This window comes from Salinicola halimionae (genome assembly GCF_003206065.1).
GTDB lineage: Bacteria > Pseudomonadota > Gammaproteobacteria > Pseudomonadales > Halomonadaceae > Salinicola > Salinicola halimionae.
In genome coordinates this window covers 1301257-1314802 of record NZ_PZJQ01000004.1, presented here as the reverse complement: position 1 = coordinate 1314802, position 13546 = coordinate 1301257, and the positions used below count along the sequence as shown (strand labels likewise).

Annotated in this window: 14 protein-coding genes; 12 read left to right on the top strand and 2 right to left on the bottom strand. The window is 57.4% G+C overall.

The features are described 5' to 3' along the window. The first annotated feature begins 202 nt into the window (after positions 1-202). The 11 genes from DOM27_RS11780 to DOM27_RS11730 all read left to right on the top strand — a co-directional run bounded on the left by DOM27_RS11780 (position 203) and on the right by DOM27_RS11730 (position 10322). On the top strand, positions 203-685 hold the full coding sequence (locus DOM27_RS11780) for a DUF2489 domain-containing protein (protein ID WP_110656158.1): 483 nt from the start codon (positions 203-205) through the stop codon (positions 683-685). A 400-nt stretch (positions 686-1085) separates the two neighbouring features. Further along, the gene (locus DOM27_RS11775) at positions 1086-1967 is read left to right on the top strand and encodes an OmpA family protein (protein WP_110656157.1); all 882 of its coding nucleotides are present in this window, start codon (positions 1086-1088) and stop codon (positions 1965-1967) included. Between the two features lie 316 nt (positions 1968-2283). Next, positions 2284-4197 (top strand): threonine--tRNA ligase, encoded by a 1914-nt coding sequence (gene thrS, locus DOM27_RS11770; protein ID WP_110656156.1) that lies wholly within the window; start codon positions 2284-2286, stop codon positions 4195-4197. A gap of 21 nt (positions 4198-4218) precedes the next feature. Continuing rightward, positions 4219-4758 carry a translation initiation factor IF-3 gene (gene infC, locus DOM27_RS11765; RefSeq protein WP_075563794.1) on the top strand — a complete coding sequence of 180 codons (540 nt, stop codon included), beginning with the start codon at positions 4219-4221 and terminating at the stop codon, positions 4756-4758. A gap of 92 nt (positions 4759-4850) precedes the next feature. Beyond that, positions 4851-5045 carry a 50S ribosomal protein L35 gene (rpmI, locus tag DOM27_RS11760; RefSeq protein ID WP_071230088.1) on the top strand — a complete coding sequence of 65 codons (195 nt, stop codon included), beginning with the start codon at positions 4851-4853 and terminating at the stop codon, positions 5043-5045. Positions 5046-5081: 36 nt separating this feature from the next. Beyond that, on the top strand, positions 5082-5432 hold the full coding sequence (rplT, locus tag DOM27_RS11755) for a 50S ribosomal protein L20 (RefSeq protein ID WP_075563795.1): 351 nt from the start codon (positions 5082-5084) through the stop codon (positions 5430-5432). Positions 5433-5580: 148 nt separating this feature from the next. Next, the gene (gene pheS / locus DOM27_RS11750; RefSeq protein WP_110656155.1) at positions 5581-6600 is read left to right on the top strand and encodes a phenylalanine--tRNA ligase subunit alpha; all 1020 of its coding nucleotides are present in this window, start codon (positions 5581-5583) and stop codon (positions 6598-6600) included. 28 nt (positions 6601-6628) lie between these two features. After that, positions 6629-9010: a phenylalanine--tRNA ligase subunit beta gene (gene pheT / locus DOM27_RS11745; protein ID WP_110656154.1), complete on the top strand. Its 2382-nt coding sequence runs from the start codon at positions 6629-6631 to the stop codon at positions 9008-9010. Then, complete coding sequence (gene ihfA, locus DOM27_RS11740; RefSeq protein WP_280952140.1) at positions 8973-9347, top strand: integration host factor subunit alpha; 375 nt, start codon at positions 8973-8975, stop codon at positions 9345-9347. The genes pheT and ihfA overlap by 38 nt, the downstream gene beginning before the upstream one ends. 133 nt (positions 9348-9480) lie before the next feature. Then, on the top strand, positions 9481-9942 hold the full coding sequence (locus DOM27_RS11735) for a flavodoxin domain-containing protein (protein ID WP_110656153.1): 462 nt from the start codon (positions 9481-9483) through the stop codon (positions 9940-9942). A gap of 11 nt (positions 9943-9953) precedes the next feature. Then, positions 9954-10322, top strand: a complete 369-nt coding sequence (locus DOM27_RS11730) for a hypothetical protein (protein WP_157956760.1) — start codon at positions 9954-9956, stop codon at positions 10320-10322. A 199-nt stretch (positions 10323-10521) separates the two neighbouring features. Here the strand turns inward: DOM27_RS11730 and ppnN are convergent, their stop codons facing one another. Next, positions 10522-11886 (bottom strand): nucleotide 5'-monophosphate nucleosidase PpnN, encoded by a 1365-nt coding sequence (ppnN, locus tag DOM27_RS11725; RefSeq protein WP_110656151.1) that lies wholly within the window; start codon positions 11884-11886, stop codon positions 10522-10524. Positions 11887-11919: 33 nt separating this feature from the next. Further along, complete coding sequence (locus DOM27_RS11720) at positions 11920-12207, bottom strand: YfcL family protein (RefSeq protein ID WP_157956759.1); 288 nt, start codon at positions 12205-12207, stop codon at positions 11920-11922. 338 nt (positions 12208-12545) lie between these two features. On the opposite strand from DOM27_RS11720, the gene DOM27_RS11715 reads away from it, so the two are divergent. Then, entirely contained in the window at positions 12546-13460 is a 915-nt protein-coding gene (locus DOM27_RS11715) for a LysR family transcriptional regulator (RefSeq protein ID WP_110656149.1), read from the top strand. Positions 13461-13546 lie beyond the last annotated feature (86 nt).

Here is a 13546-nt window from a genome sequence, read left to right as displayed (position 1 = left end):
TCTACCCTTACCAGGCGAATGATGCCCCGGCGAGGTCATTGGCACTGGCGGCGTATCGTGGTCTTGAACTGGAGATATCGCCGGTTGGTAGTGGCGAGTGAGCCAGTGGAAAGGTAGGTGAGCCCTAGAGATGCTGTTACTCTTTTGGCCACGACTCTTTGTCCACGATCGGACATTCTTCCTATAAGGCCGCGTTAACTGTATGTCGTTACCTCTTGCAATCGGATTCACGATCCTTGCCGTTCTGATCATTGCCGGGCTCTCGATCTATGCCTGGCGTTTATGGGGCGAGGTCAAACGGCGCCGAGCGTTTCGAGTCGCTGAAATCGATCGCGCTAACCAAAACTGCATCGATAGTTTAGACGCGCTATCACAGGCGATGGTCGAACGTCAGGTGGACATGGTGGAGGGCGCGTTACGTTGCAAGGTGCTGCTCGATATCATCGACAATCGCCTGGTCGACCGGGAAGTCTGGCGGGTGCTTGGCGAAGTGCAGGTCGAAGCCGAACACTTGCACACCCACCAGTCCCGTCGCGAGCTCTCCCCGCGTGAACGTCACCGTGAGGATCTTCAGCGTGAAGAGATGGCAAAGCGTCATGATCATCGGTTGCATCTGGCGGCGGTCGAGCTTCGGATATTCTGCCGGGATTGGATAGGGCACAACGAGCAGGCTTTCAACGACTGAAACGCTCGCTCGCGGCTCAAGAAGGCTTGGCGACGAGCTCGGAGAATGAATGCTCTTCTCCCGAAGAAATGCAAGATCCAGAATGCGAAAGTACAAAGAAAAAGTGCAAAGTTTTTGCTAATCCACTTTGCCAATCTGGTAAATGATGCTAAAAAAGAACAGTGTTTCCCGACACGGGTTTGCATCTCGGGCTGGAATCGATAATGCTGTTACGGAGCTGCAAAGAAAAGGGGCAATGGGAACATTGACTACCGCTCAAATCGGCGTCTACGACGTTGGCGAGAGTTTTCTTTGTTGTCAGGAGGAGGGGAACCCTTCCTCTTGATGAATTCGGCTTCTATACTCGAAGCCGCTGGGTAACGCCCGTTACGACTAGCGCTGTGTTAAGAAGGAGTCTTACATGAAAAAATCAACGACTGGCTTGCTACTAGGTTCTGCTCTGGTAGTCGGTCTTTCTGGTTGTGCCAGTTCCGGTATGGAATCCACTGGTAGCTCGTCCGACCAAGCTTGGTACCAGTCCCCGTTCGTCTGCGGTATCGCCGGCGGCTTGATCGGTGGCGGTGTCGGTTACGCAACTAGCGGTAGCTCCGATGAAGATACCGGTGCTGCGGTTGGTGGTGTTGCTGGCGCGACTGCTGGCGCTCTGCTGTGTGCTGATTACTCGTCGAATGTCATGGACAGCGACGGCGACGGCGTGCCTGACGATCGTGACCAGTGCCCGAATACGCCTGCTGGTGTAGCAGTGGACGCCGTTGGCTGCCCGCTCGACACCGATGGTGACGGCGTGCCGGACTACATGGATCAGTGCCCGGGAACGCCGGCTGGCGTTGAAGTCAACGCTCAGGGTTGCCCGCTGGATTCCGACGGCGACGGCGTGCCGGACTATCAGGACCAGTGCCCTGACACCCCGGCTGGTGCAGAAGTCAACTCCTTGGGTTGCCAGGAAGATCTCGTCCTGCGCGACGTCAACTTCGAGTTTGACTCTGCCAAGCTGACTTCCAGCGCCGAATCCATTCTGGACGGTGTGTCCGACAAGCTGATGACCAACGACAAGCTGCGCATCCGCCTTGAAGGCCACACCGACTCTGTCGGTCCGGCGGCCTACAACAAGGAGCTGTCCCAGCGTCGTGCTGATTCCGTGAAAGCCTATTTGGTTAGCAAAGGGTTCTCCGGAAGCAACATCATGACCATGGGTTATGGTGAAGAGCAGCCGGTCGCCAGCAACGATACTGCTGAAGGTCGCGCTCAGAACCGTCGCGTTGAGCTGGGTGAGTGGGAATAAGTTTTATCCCGACACGTAGTTGATGTGATGATAAGGGCGCCTTCGGGCGCCCTTATTGTTTGGTGAGAAAAAACCGGGTTGATAGCTGCAAGAGAAAATAACCCTGGGATTCGGCGTCTTTGCCAGTGATGGCGAGGGCGTTTTTTCGCTGTTAGTCTACGTTCTCGCGATCACCAGCCTGCTTCGCGAAACGACATCTCTCGAGCATCAATGGATTTGCCCGTATGCGAGCCCGTCGCAAGGGAGGTGTTTCTGCTTCATAAACGAGTTCATGTGATCCTTGGTGTGGACCACCACTGAGCGTAAGGAATGTTTCATGCCCATTGTGACACTGCCGGACGGCAGTCAGAGAACTTTCGAAGAGCCCGTTACGGTCATGCAATTGGCCGAGTCCATCGGTCCTGGACTTGCCAAGGCATGTATCGCCGGCAAGATAGATGGCATCGAAGTCGATGCCGCCGATATTATCGGTCATGATGCCGAAGTGGCTATTCTGACCGCCAGAGACGACGAAGGCGTGGCTATCATTCGCCACTCCTGTGCTCATCTGCTGGGGCACGCGGTCAAGCAGCTGTATCCGGACGCCAAAATGGCCATTGGTCCGGTCATAGACGATGGCTTTTATTACGACATCGACTTCGAGGCCTCTCTTTCCTCCGAAGATCTGGAAGCGATCGAGGCGCGTATGAAGTCGCTGATCGATCAGGAGTATGACGTCGTTCGAGAGTATGTCGATCGGTCAGAAGCGTTGGCGAGCTTCGCGTCGAGGAATGAGCCTTACAAGCAGGAGATCGTCGAGAGTATTCCTGAAGGCGAGGCGATTCGTCTCTATCATCATCAGGAATACATCGACATGTGTCGCGGTCCTCATGTGCCAAATACGCGCCATCTCAAGGCATTCAAGCTGACCAAATTGGCGGGCGCCTATTGGCGCGGTGATGCCACCAAGCCGATGCTGACCCGAATTTACGGTACGGCCTGGGGAGACAAGAAGGCGTTGAAGGCCTACTTGCTGCGTCTCGAGGAGGCCGAAAAACGCGATCATCGCAAGCTGGCTCGCCGCTTCGACTTCTTCCATATGCAGGAAGAAGCGCCGGGTATGGTGTTCTGGCATCCCCGCGGATGGACACTATGGCAGGCCGTCGAGCAGTACATGCGGGGCGTCTACAAGAGCAGTGGCTATCAAGAAATAAAGTGTCCGCAGATCATGGACGTGGCGTTGTGGAAGAAGTCGGGACATTGGGACAACTACGCCGACAACATGTTCTTCACCGAGTCGGAGAAGCGTGAATACGCGCTTAAGCCGATGAATTGTCCGGGCCATGTTCAGGTTTTCAATTCTGGTCTGCGAAGTTACCGCGAATTGCCGATTCGTTATGGCGAGTTCGGCGGTTGCCATCGAAACGAGCCTTCGGGCGCGTTACACGGTATCATGCGCGTGCGAGCCTTCACGCAGGATGATGGGCATGTTTTCTGTACCGAGACGCAAATCGAACCCGAAGTCACGGCGTTTCACCGTCAGGCGCTGAAGGTTTACGGCGATTTCGGCTTCGAGGACATCGCTGTCAAGATTGCGCTTCGGCCTGAAAAACGTCTGGGTAGCGATGAAACATGGGATCGTGCCGAAGATGCATTGCGCGCCGCTTTGGGCAACTGCGATGTCGAATGGCAGGAGTTGCCGGGCGAGGGTGCCTTCTATGGTCCGAAGATCGAGTACCATATGAAGGATTGCCTGGGTCGCGAGTGGCAGGTCGGTACCATGCAAGTCGACTTCATGATGCCCAGCCGCCTAGGCGCGCAGTATGTCGCCGAGGATGGTTCTCGCCAGGTACCCGTCATGCTGCACCGGGCGATCGTCGGCTCGATGGAACGTTTCATCGGTATTTTGATTGAACATTACGCCGGGGCCTTGCCTTTGTGGCTCTCTCCGGTCCAGGCTGTAGTGCTCAATATCACGGATGCTCAGCGTGAATATGCCGAAAATCTTGCCAAACGCTTGCGTGAAGCTGGTTTTCGGGTCGAGTCGGACTTGAGGAATGAGAAGATCGGCTTTAAAATCCGCGAGCATACGCTGCAGAAGATTCCTTATCTGCTGGTTGTCGGCGATAAGGAAGTCGAATCGGGTGCCGTTGCATTACGCACTCGGTCCGGTGAGGATTTAGGGTCGGTAGCTGTCGATGCGCTGATAGCGCAGCTACAGCAGTCCAACCATCCGGAGCAGCAACGTTAATCGCCAAATGGAGATCTAACGATCAAGCGTAATAATCAGCGCGGGCGTCCTCAGGAAAAGCGCGCGCCCATTAATGACCGTATTCATGCAGACGAAGTTCGCCTTATCGATGCCGAGGGCGAGCAGTTGGGAGTCGTTCCCATGCAGGAGGCGCTTCAGCGCGCCGAGGAAGCCGGGATGGATCTCGTTCAGATTTCCAATGCCGATCCTATCGTCTGTAAAATCATGGATTACGGTAAATTTCTCTTCGAGCAGAAGAAGCAGAAGTCAGCTCAGAAGAAGAAAACCAAACAGATCCAGGTCAAGGAAGTCAAGTTCCGTCCTGGCACGGACGAGGGCGACTATCAGGTGAAGCTCAAAAACCTGATACGTTTCCTCGAAGGTGGCGACAAGGGTAAGGTCACGCTGCGTTTCCGTGGTCGCGAAATGGCACACCAGGATATCGGTCGTCGACTGATGGAACGGATTGCCGCCGACCTGGAAGAGCTGGCTGCTGTCGAATCCTTCCCCAAGATGGAAGGCCGGCAGATGATCATGATTCTTGCGCCCAAGAAGAAGTGATCCGCGGGCAAGTCGAACGGGAAACGGCGAGCGGCAGCGCTCGCTGTTTCCGGCCTCGGGTTTTCTAAAAAAAGCGGAGTGGAGTTTTTCCCATGCCGAAAATCAAGAGTAACAGTGGTGCTGCCAAGCGCTTCAAGAAGACTGGTAATGGCTTCAAGCACAAGCAGTCTTTTCGTAGTCACATCCTGACCAAGAAGTCCACCAAGCGTAAGCGTCAGCTGCGTGGCATGAAGCAGGTACACGCTGCCGACAAGCAGCTCGTAACTCGCATGCTGCCCAACCTGTAACACTTGGTAGTCAGTCTTTAACGTCAGGAGAGTACTATGTCTCGCGTCAAGCGTGGTGTCGTCGCACGTCGTCGTCACAAGAAGATCATGAAGCAGGCCAAGGGTTACTACGGAGCGCGCTCGCGTGTTTTCCGCGTAGCCAAACAGGCCGTCATCAAAGCCGGTCAGTATGCCTACCGTGACCGTCGTCAGCGGAAGCGCCAGTTCCGCGCTCTGTGGATCACGCGTATCAACGCGGCGGCTCGCATCAATGGCATGTCTTATAGCCGTTTCGTGGCGGGCCTGAAAAAGGCCGGCATCGAAATCGACCGTAAGGTGCTGGCTGATTTGGCAGTTCACGAGAAAGCGACCTTTACGGCGCTTGTCGAGAAAGCCAAAGCTGCATAAGCGGGTCAACTTCATCCTTCGGGGTGATGAGTGGTATGACCGATCCAGGGGAAGAGCAGCTGCTCTTCCCCTGTTTTTTTATATCGTATCGCCGCGTCGTTTTTTGATCGACGGCGCTGCGCAATGGACGACAAGCGGAGCTCGACGGATGGATCATCTTCCTGCCCTGGTCAACGAGGCGAGAGCGGCTATCGCCGGCGCTGAAGACGCCCAGGTACTCGACCAGGTGCGTGTTCGCTTTTTGGGCAAGAAAGGCGAGATCACAGCGCTGCTCAAGGGGCTGGGGCAGTTATCCGCGGAGGAGCGCCCTGCTGCTGGAGAGCGGATCAACGAAGCCAAACAAGCCCTGCAGCGTGAACTTGAGCATCGTAAGCAAGTCATTGAGCAGGCAGCGATGCAAACCCGGCTCGAGGCCGAACGCATCGATGTGACGCTACCGGGGCGAGGCGAGATCAACGGTGGTCTTCATCCCGTCACCCAGACGCTCGAGCGGATCGAGTCGCTTTTTCAGCGCATTGGTTTCGACGTCGCCGTCGGACCGGAAATCGAAGATGATTTCCATAACTTCGAAGCGCTCAATATTCCGGCGCATCACCCGGCGCGCGGCATGGCGGATACCTTCTACTTCGATGCCACGCGACTGCTACGTACGCACACGTCACCTGTGCAGGTGCGTACCATGCAATCCCAGGAGCCGCCGATCCGAATCGTCTGTCCGGGACGAGTCTATCGTAGTGATTCCGATCTGACTCACACGCCGATGTTCCACCAGGTAGAAGGCTTGCTGGTCGATGAAGGCGTCAGCTTCGCCGATCTCAAAGGCACCATCGCGGACTTTCTGCAGGCGTTCTTCGAGCGGGACGACCTGGATGTGCGCTTTCGGCCATCTTATTTCCCTTTCACCGAGCCGTCGGCCGAAGTCGATATCCAGTGCGTCATGTGCCAAGGCGGGGGCTGTCGAGTGTGCTCACACAGCGGTTGGCTGGAGGTGATGGGGTGCGGCATGGTGCATCCGGAGGTATTTCGTCATTCGGGTATCGATGCCGAGCATTACACCGGTTTCGCCTTCGGCATGGGGGCGGAAAGGCTGGCGATGCTGCGCTATGGCGTGAACGATCTGCGCCTTTTCTTCGATAACGATCTGCGTTTTCTGAGTCAGTTCAACTGATTTCCTCGCCCAGTCAAGGAGTATCCCGATGAAGTTTTCCGAAGCGTGGCTGCGCGAGTGGGTATCACCGGCTCTCGAAACCCAGGAGCTGGCCGATGCCATTACCATGGCTGGCCTGGAGGTCGACGCGGTCGCCCCCGTTGGTGCTATCTTCGAGGGCGTTATCGTGGCGACGGTCGTTGCCAAGTCGACGCATCCCGATGCCGACAAGCTCAATGTCTGCCTGGTTGACGACGGCTCCGACGAACCCGTGCAGGTGGTCTGTGGTGCACCCAATGTCGATATCGGTCAGAAAGTGCCTTTCGCGCGTGTTGGAGCGGTACTTCCCGATAATTTCAAGATCCGGAAAGCCAAACTTCGTGGCATCGAATCCTGCGGCATGATCTGCTCCGCATCCGAACTGGGCCTGGAAGAAGGGCGTTCCGAGGGTATCTACGTGCTACCGGCGGAGGCTCCTGTCGGAAAGGACTTCCGGACCTGGTTGCAACTGGACGATCACACCATTGAGGTCGACCTGACGCCCAACCGCGGCGACTGCCTCAGTCTGCGTGGGATGGCTCGCGAAGTCGGTTGCGTGACGGGAACCAAAGTGAACGAACCGAGCATCGCGCCGGTCGTTGCTCGCAACAACGCCCAGTTCCCGGTCGGCGTGAGTGATGGAGAACGATGCCCGCGCTATCTGGGCCGTGTCATTCGTGACGTCGACGTCACAGCGAGTACACCGTTATGGATGTGCGAGCGTCTACGTCGTAGTGGAATTCGCAGTATCGATCCGGCAGTCGATGTCACCAACTATGTCATGCTCGAGCTGGGACAGCCGATGCACGCTTTCGATCTCGATACCCTGAAAGGTGGGATCGAAGTTCGCCGGGCGCGGGAGAATGAGCGATTGACGCTGCTGGATGGACAGGCAGTAGTGCTGAACGAGAACACGCTCGTCATCGCCGACCATGATCGTGCGTTGGCGATCGCCGGTGTGATGGGAGGGGAAGCGACCGGGGTAACAGGCGAAACGCGCAACCTGTTCCTGGAAGCCGCCTACTTCTCGCCGCTCGCCGTTGCCGGTAAGGCGCGCGATTTCGGGCTGCATACGGACGCGTCGCACCGCTTCGAGCGTGGCGTGGATCCGGATATCACGCGCCCCGCGATGGAGCGTGCCACCGAACTGCTGATCGCTATCGTCGGGGGAGCACCAGGGCCGATCACCGAGGTGAGGCAGCCGATGCATCTGCCTCGGCGACCGGATGTCGAGCTGCGTCGCGAGCGGTTGTCCGCTTGTCTGGGCGTTCGTCTGCCCGACGAGGAAATCCATCGCATCTTTCGTTCGCTGGGCATGGCCAGCTCCGCGCCCGGGCAGAGCTGGCGCGTAGAGATCCCGAGTTGGCGTTTCGATATTTCGGTCGAGGAAGACCTGATCGAGGAGGTCGCTCGCATTCACGGCTATAACCAGTTGCCGGTGCGACGGCCTCAGGCACGTCTGAGTCTGGCGGCCGATGACGAGGCGTCACAGCCACTTCGTCGTTTGCGTCGGCACATGGTGTCCCGGGGCTACCAGGAGGCGGTGACTTACAGTTTCGTGTCACCGGAGTTGCAGGCATTGATAACGCCGGACGGCGTGTCTCCGGTACTGGCCAACCCGATTTCTAGCGACATGTCGGTCATGCGACATAGCCTCTTTCCCGGGTTGATCAAGGCGCTGATACACAATCTCAATCGTCAGCAGCATCGTGTGCGACTGTTCGAAACCGGTTTGGTCTTTCAGGGCGAACTGGACGAACTGGTACAGACCTCGATGTTCGGTGGTCTGATTTGTGGCTCTCGAGAAGTCGAAGGTTGGTTCTCCTCACGTGACGGTGTCGATTTCTTCGACCTCAAGGGTGACGTGGAGAGTCTGATCGCATTGAGCGGTGAAGCCGATGCGTGGAGTTTTGTGGGTGAAACCCATCCCGCGCTGCATCCGGGACGGTCAGCACGCGTCTATCGCAAGGGTGAGGCCGTGGGTTGGCTGGGAGCGTTGCATCCCGCCATTCGCGCGCAGCTCGACATCAAGCCCGAAGTATATGTTTTCGAAGTCGAGCAGGATGCTTTGACCCAGGGTGTGATATCTCGCTTTATGCCACTCTCTCGCTATCCGGAGGTGCGTCGGGATCTGGCATTCGTGGTCAACGACGAGGTGGGGGTCGCGCCGCTGCTGGATGCCATTCGAGTCCGGGCCGGCGAGTGGCTCACTCAGTGGCAGTTGTTCGATGTCTACCATGGCAAAGGGGTAGAGCAAGGCTTCAAGAGCGTTGCCATGGGCTTGACCTGGCAGCATCCTTCGCGCACTCTCAATGACGAAGAAATCAATCAGTTAATCGCAGACGTCGTGGAAGTTGCGCAAACGCGCTTCGGGGCCACGCTGCGGAGTTGATCCGTCATCCTGCGCGAAGGGAGCGATCATGGGAGCGCTGACGAAAGCTGAGCTTGCGGAACATCTGCACACGGAACTTGGTTTCTCCAAGCGGGAAGCCAAATACATGGTGGAGACGTTCTTCGAGGAGATTCGTGGCTGTCTGCGCGAAAACGAGCAGGTAAAACTGTCCGGTTTCGGCAACTTTGACCTGCGAGACAAGCGGGAGCGGCCCGGTCGTAACCCCAAGACCGGCGAAGAGATCCCGATCTCCGCTCGGCGGGTGGTGACTTTTCGCCCCGGGCAGAAACTCAAGGCCAAGGTCGAGAGTTTCGACGGTGAGTTGCAAGAGGACTGAGCCGGCCTCGTGATTTTCATGACCGCCCGCCAGCGATTCGTTGGCGGGCGGTCATGCTTTGGGCCTCGCACCAGGTGAGCCCAGGTAGGGGGTGTGCTAAGCTCCCGCGCAAATCAATTGCTGACTGAGTGTTATGCCTAAGCTAAAGATTGTCGTCGGCACCGTCTACGGTGGTGCGCTCGACGTGGCGGAGCAGGTTTCGCCGTTGTTCGAACAGGCGGGCTACGAGGTTGCCATCATCGAACAGCCGTCGGCGAGTGACATGGTCGATGAGCTGTCGGATCTGGTGCTGTTTTGCGTGTCGACCACCGGCAGTGGTGATTTCCCCGGTGACTTCGTTCCCTTCGTTCGTCAGCTCAAGGCCCAGTCGCCGAGCCTCGTCTCGCTTCGATACGGTTTGATCGCGCTGGGTGATAGTTCATATGGCGATACGTTTTGCGGTTCCGGCAGAGCGCTGGACGATATCCTGGCCGATCTGGGCGCGCAACGCTTGGGAGAGCGTCTCGAAATCGACGCGATGGAGACCTTCATGGCGGACGACGCTGCCATTCCCTGGATAGAAGCCTGGATCGAATCGCAGGGGCTCAAGGTGTGACCGAGTCACGGGTGTCTTTGCCGCGAACGCTGACCGCAACGCGGTGGAGTACGTTGCTCGGTCTGGCTATGGTCATGCTGCTTTCGCTGCCCCGTTACTGGTTCTTGCACGACACCACTCGATTGACGCTGCTGGCCATCCTGGCGCTTGCGGTCGTCACGGCGTTGATCGGATTCTGGCGTTTGATGGCGACGACGGAGCGGCAGCGTTGTCCTGCAGCGTTCCGGCATCTCGCGGGATGTCTGATTGGAGGTATGGCGCTGATGGCTATCTGGCACTGGTTCGATGTCGCTGCCGACCACTGGTCCGTGATCGTGTCACAGGGCGCGGCGCTGGGGTTGCTGCTGCACGTGGTCATTCGAATCTGGCGTCGTCGTTGAGTTCTGCCTCGTTAAATTTGTTCTGGCCGAACCTGTCGTGCCAAACGAGCAGCGCGGTTTTCATCTGGGATCGTTGCCAGTTGCGACATAAAAACGAAGACGGCGAGCCTTTGGCTCGCCGTCTTCGCGTTTGGCGTCTTCCATACGCCTCCGGGTGTCGTGCTCACCGGGGTCGAACTTCTCCCCGAGGCAGCAAGCCTCAGCCAAGGGTGTAGCAAGGGACGTACTCGCTGCCCGGCAGCTTCATGCGTCCCTGCGCCACGAATGAGGTCAACAACGTATCCAGACGTTTCATCAATTCTGGCTCGGCATGCAATCGGAAGGGGCCGCGAGCCGCGATGGCGCGCACGCCGGGTTCCTTGACGTTGCCAGCGACGATGCCCGAGAACGCCCGTCGGAGGTTGGCTGCCAGCTCATGATTGGGCTGGTCGTGGTGTAGCGCCAACGCCGACATCGCCTCATGAGTGGGTTCGAAGGGCTGCTGAAAACCACCCTCGATGTTCAAACGCCAATTGAAGTAGAACGCGTCGTTTTGTTCCCGTCGAAACTCCGCCACTTCCTGGATGCCGTCGCGCATCAGGCGCGCGACGCTGACCGGGTCGTCGACCACGATACGATAGTGCTGGCGAACTTCTTCGCCCAATGTGTAGCGCAGAAATTCATCGATGCGCTGGAAGTAGTCGTGAGCACTGTCCGGTCCGGTAAAAATGACCGGGAAGGGAATGTCGCGATTGTCCGGGTGCATCAGAATGCCGAGCAAATAGAGAATCTCTTCCGCGGTTCCCACGCCGCCGGGAAACACAACGATCCCATGACCGACACGCACGAACGCTTCCAGGCGCTTCTCGATGTCCGGCATGATGACGAGTTCGTTGACGATCGGGTTGGGTGATTCAGCGGCGATGATGCCCGGTTCGGAAATCCCCAGGTATCGGCTGCCTTTGCGCCGCTGCTTGGCATGGGCCAGATTGGCGCCTTTCATTGGCCCTTTCATGGCGCCGGGGCCGCATCCGGTGCAGATATCGAGCCCGCGCAGACCCATGTGGTAGCCCACCGCCTTGGTGTAATCATACTCTTCACGCGTGATCGAATGGCCGCCCCAGCAGACGACCATGCTCGGCTCCTGTGCGGTACGCAGCGTGCTGGCGTTACGCAGGATATGAAATACAGCGTTGGTGGCGCCTTCGTTGGTTTTGAGGTCGAACTTGGGGTTGTTCTGGATCTCGTTGTAGACGTAGACGATGTCGCGCAGCACGGCGGAGAGCTGTTCGCGCACGCCACGAATCATGCGCCCGTCGACGAAGGCGCAGGCCGGGGCATTGGAAAGCTTGAGCCGGATACCGCGATCCTGCTGCAGGACCTCGATCTCGAAGTCCTTGTAGGCTTCCATGACCGCCAAGCCATCGTCGGTGGGGGTATCGCAATTGAGAATGGCCAGTGCACAGCGTCTGACCAGGTCGTGAAGACCGCTCGTCGAGGTATCCCTCAGCCGGTTGACTTCGGACTGGGACAGCACCTCGAGACTACCCTCGGGGGAAACGATGGTTGATAGCGTCTCTGGCATGGACGGCATCCTCATGGCAATGAAAATCGTAAATTAGTGCTCGGCGCGTGCGGCGGCGGTCTGCCATAGAGCGGCAATCTGTTCGCGATCGGCTTGGCTCATGTTGTCCTGAGCGAAAGTGCTTTCCAGCCATTGCCAGTAAGTCGCGTCGAAATCATAGGCGTCGACATCGGCAGGGTCGTAGTCGGCCATTTCCTGAACCAGACCGATTTGCGGGATCATGTAGCCGAGAGCAAAAAGTTCACCATCATCGGCGTTCTCTTCCATGACAAGTAGCGTTTGCTGCACGGCCTTGGCGCGCTGCGCGAAGGGATCAGACATAGGGTTCTTCAATCCTGGTTGAAAGTGGGTCAATGCTAACATGCGAGGTAGCTCGCCGCAGAGCAGAGCCGCAGCTATAGGAAGCCGTGAACGGCGTTTCCAAGTTTCGTGCTCGGTTCAGAAACCGCGGCGTTGCGCTCGACCGATCAGGCCTTGTTTGCGTCTCCTACCACGGTTTCCGAACGATTTTCTACCGTAGTGGCAATGCGGCAATGTCCATAAACTGTTATGATTAGAACGCCTATGGGCGACAACGAGGCGTTATCGAAGTGCCGCATGCAAGGTTGGCTATTTCGAGACGCTTTACCAGCCGAACAGTGTGAGTGATCTGCGTTTCCATGTTCAACGCTCAGTATTTCCGTACTTACATGATGCTCGTCGAAACGGGGAGCTTTACTCAGACGGCGGGCAAGCTCGACATGACGCAGCCCGGGGTCAGTCAGCATGTGCGCAAGCTGGAAGAGTATCTCGGCCGATCTCTGCTCAATCGTCATGGTCGCCGATTTTCGCTGACGGATGCTGGCCGTCGGGCTTATGACTACGCGGTCAAGCTATTTGCCGAGCATGAGCATTTTCGCCGCTCGCTGGATGACGACTCGCCCGACAGTGGCGAGTGTCGTATCGCATCGCCTGGCAGCGTAGGACTGATGTTCTATCCTTTTTTGCTGGGCTATCAGCAGATGCATCCGGGGCTGACGGTCAACTATAGTTTCGCTTTCGATCATGAGATCGCTCAGGACGTGATGGCAGGGCGCTATGACGTGGGCATCGTCACCGAGGTCGGCAAGCAGCCCGATTTGAGTTTCGAGGCCTGGCATCAAGAGCCGTTGTGCCTGGTCGTACCGGCCGATTTTACCGGCACCACGCTGAGCGAGCTGCTGGCGTTGGGTTTCGTCAACTACAACGACGGCAATACCAATGCGGGTCTGCTGTTGCGAAGCAACTTCGGCAACGAGTTTCGCAGCATGAGCCATTTCCCGCGACAGGGATTCACCAACGAAGTGGGTCAGGTTCTGGATGCGGTGGCCCGAGGGCTGGGATTCACGGTGGTATCGCGACCGGTTCTGGAGACGTCGCCATGGCAACGTCAGGTCAAGGAGATGCCGCTGGCGCAGCCGGTCTACGAAACACTGCACTTGGTGTCGCGTACGGATGTGGAATTGCCCAAGCGCTACCGTCAGTTGTTGTCATCCTTTCGCCAGCAGCGTCTCAATGCCCTTTATGGATACAGCGAGCTCCCCACGCTGGAATAGCCCTGACACCCGATATCCGTTCAACTTATTCGTTCGCTGCTTGTCTTCAGTGCGGGGACGAGATTTCGGTGGGGCATGAGATATTC

Excerpts from the sequence above, each read along its gene's own strand:
- DOM27_RS11715 (WP_110656149.1), top strand. The coding sequence starts at position 12,546 with ATGTTCAACGCTCAGTATTTCCGTACTTACATGATGCTCGTCGAAACG.
- DOM27_RS11720 (WP_157956759.1), bottom strand. The coding sequence starts at position 12,207 with ATGTCTGATCCCTTCGCGCAGCGCGCCAAGGCCGTGCAGCAAACGCTA.
- ppnN (WP_110656151.1), bottom strand. The coding sequence starts at position 11,886 with ATGCCAGAGACGCTATCAACCATCGTTTCCCCCGAGGGTAGTCTCGAG.
- DOM27_RS11735 (WP_110656153.1), top strand. The coding sequence starts at position 9,481 with ATGCCTAAGCTAAAGATTGTCGTCGGCACCGTCTACGGTGGTGCGCTC.
- DOM27_RS11780 (WP_110656158.1), top strand. The coding sequence starts at position 203 with ATGTCGTTACCTCTTGCAATCGGATTCACGATCCTTGCCGTTCTGATC.
- rpmI (WP_071230088.1), top strand. The coding sequence starts at position 4,851 with ATGCCGAAAATCAAGAGTAACAGTGGTGCTGCCAAGCGCTTCAAGAAG.
- pheS (WP_110656155.1), top strand. The coding sequence starts at position 5,581 with ATGGATCATCTTCCTGCCCTGGTCAACGAGGCGAGAGCGGCTATCGCC.
- rplT (WP_075563795.1), top strand. The coding sequence starts at position 5,082 with ATGTCTCGCGTCAAGCGTGGTGTCGTCGCACGTCGTCGTCACAAGAAG.
- thrS (WP_110656156.1), top strand. The coding sequence starts at position 2,284 with ATGCCCATTGTGACACTGCCGGACGGCAGTCAGAGAACTTTCGAAGAG.
- DOM27_RS11775 (WP_110656157.1), top strand. The coding sequence starts at position 1,086 with ATGAAAAAATCAACGACTGGCTTGCTACTAGGTTCTGCTCTGGTAGTC.
- pheT (WP_110656154.1), top strand. The coding sequence starts at position 6,629 with ATGAAGTTTTCCGAAGCGTGGCTGCGCGAGTGGGTATCACCGGCTCTC.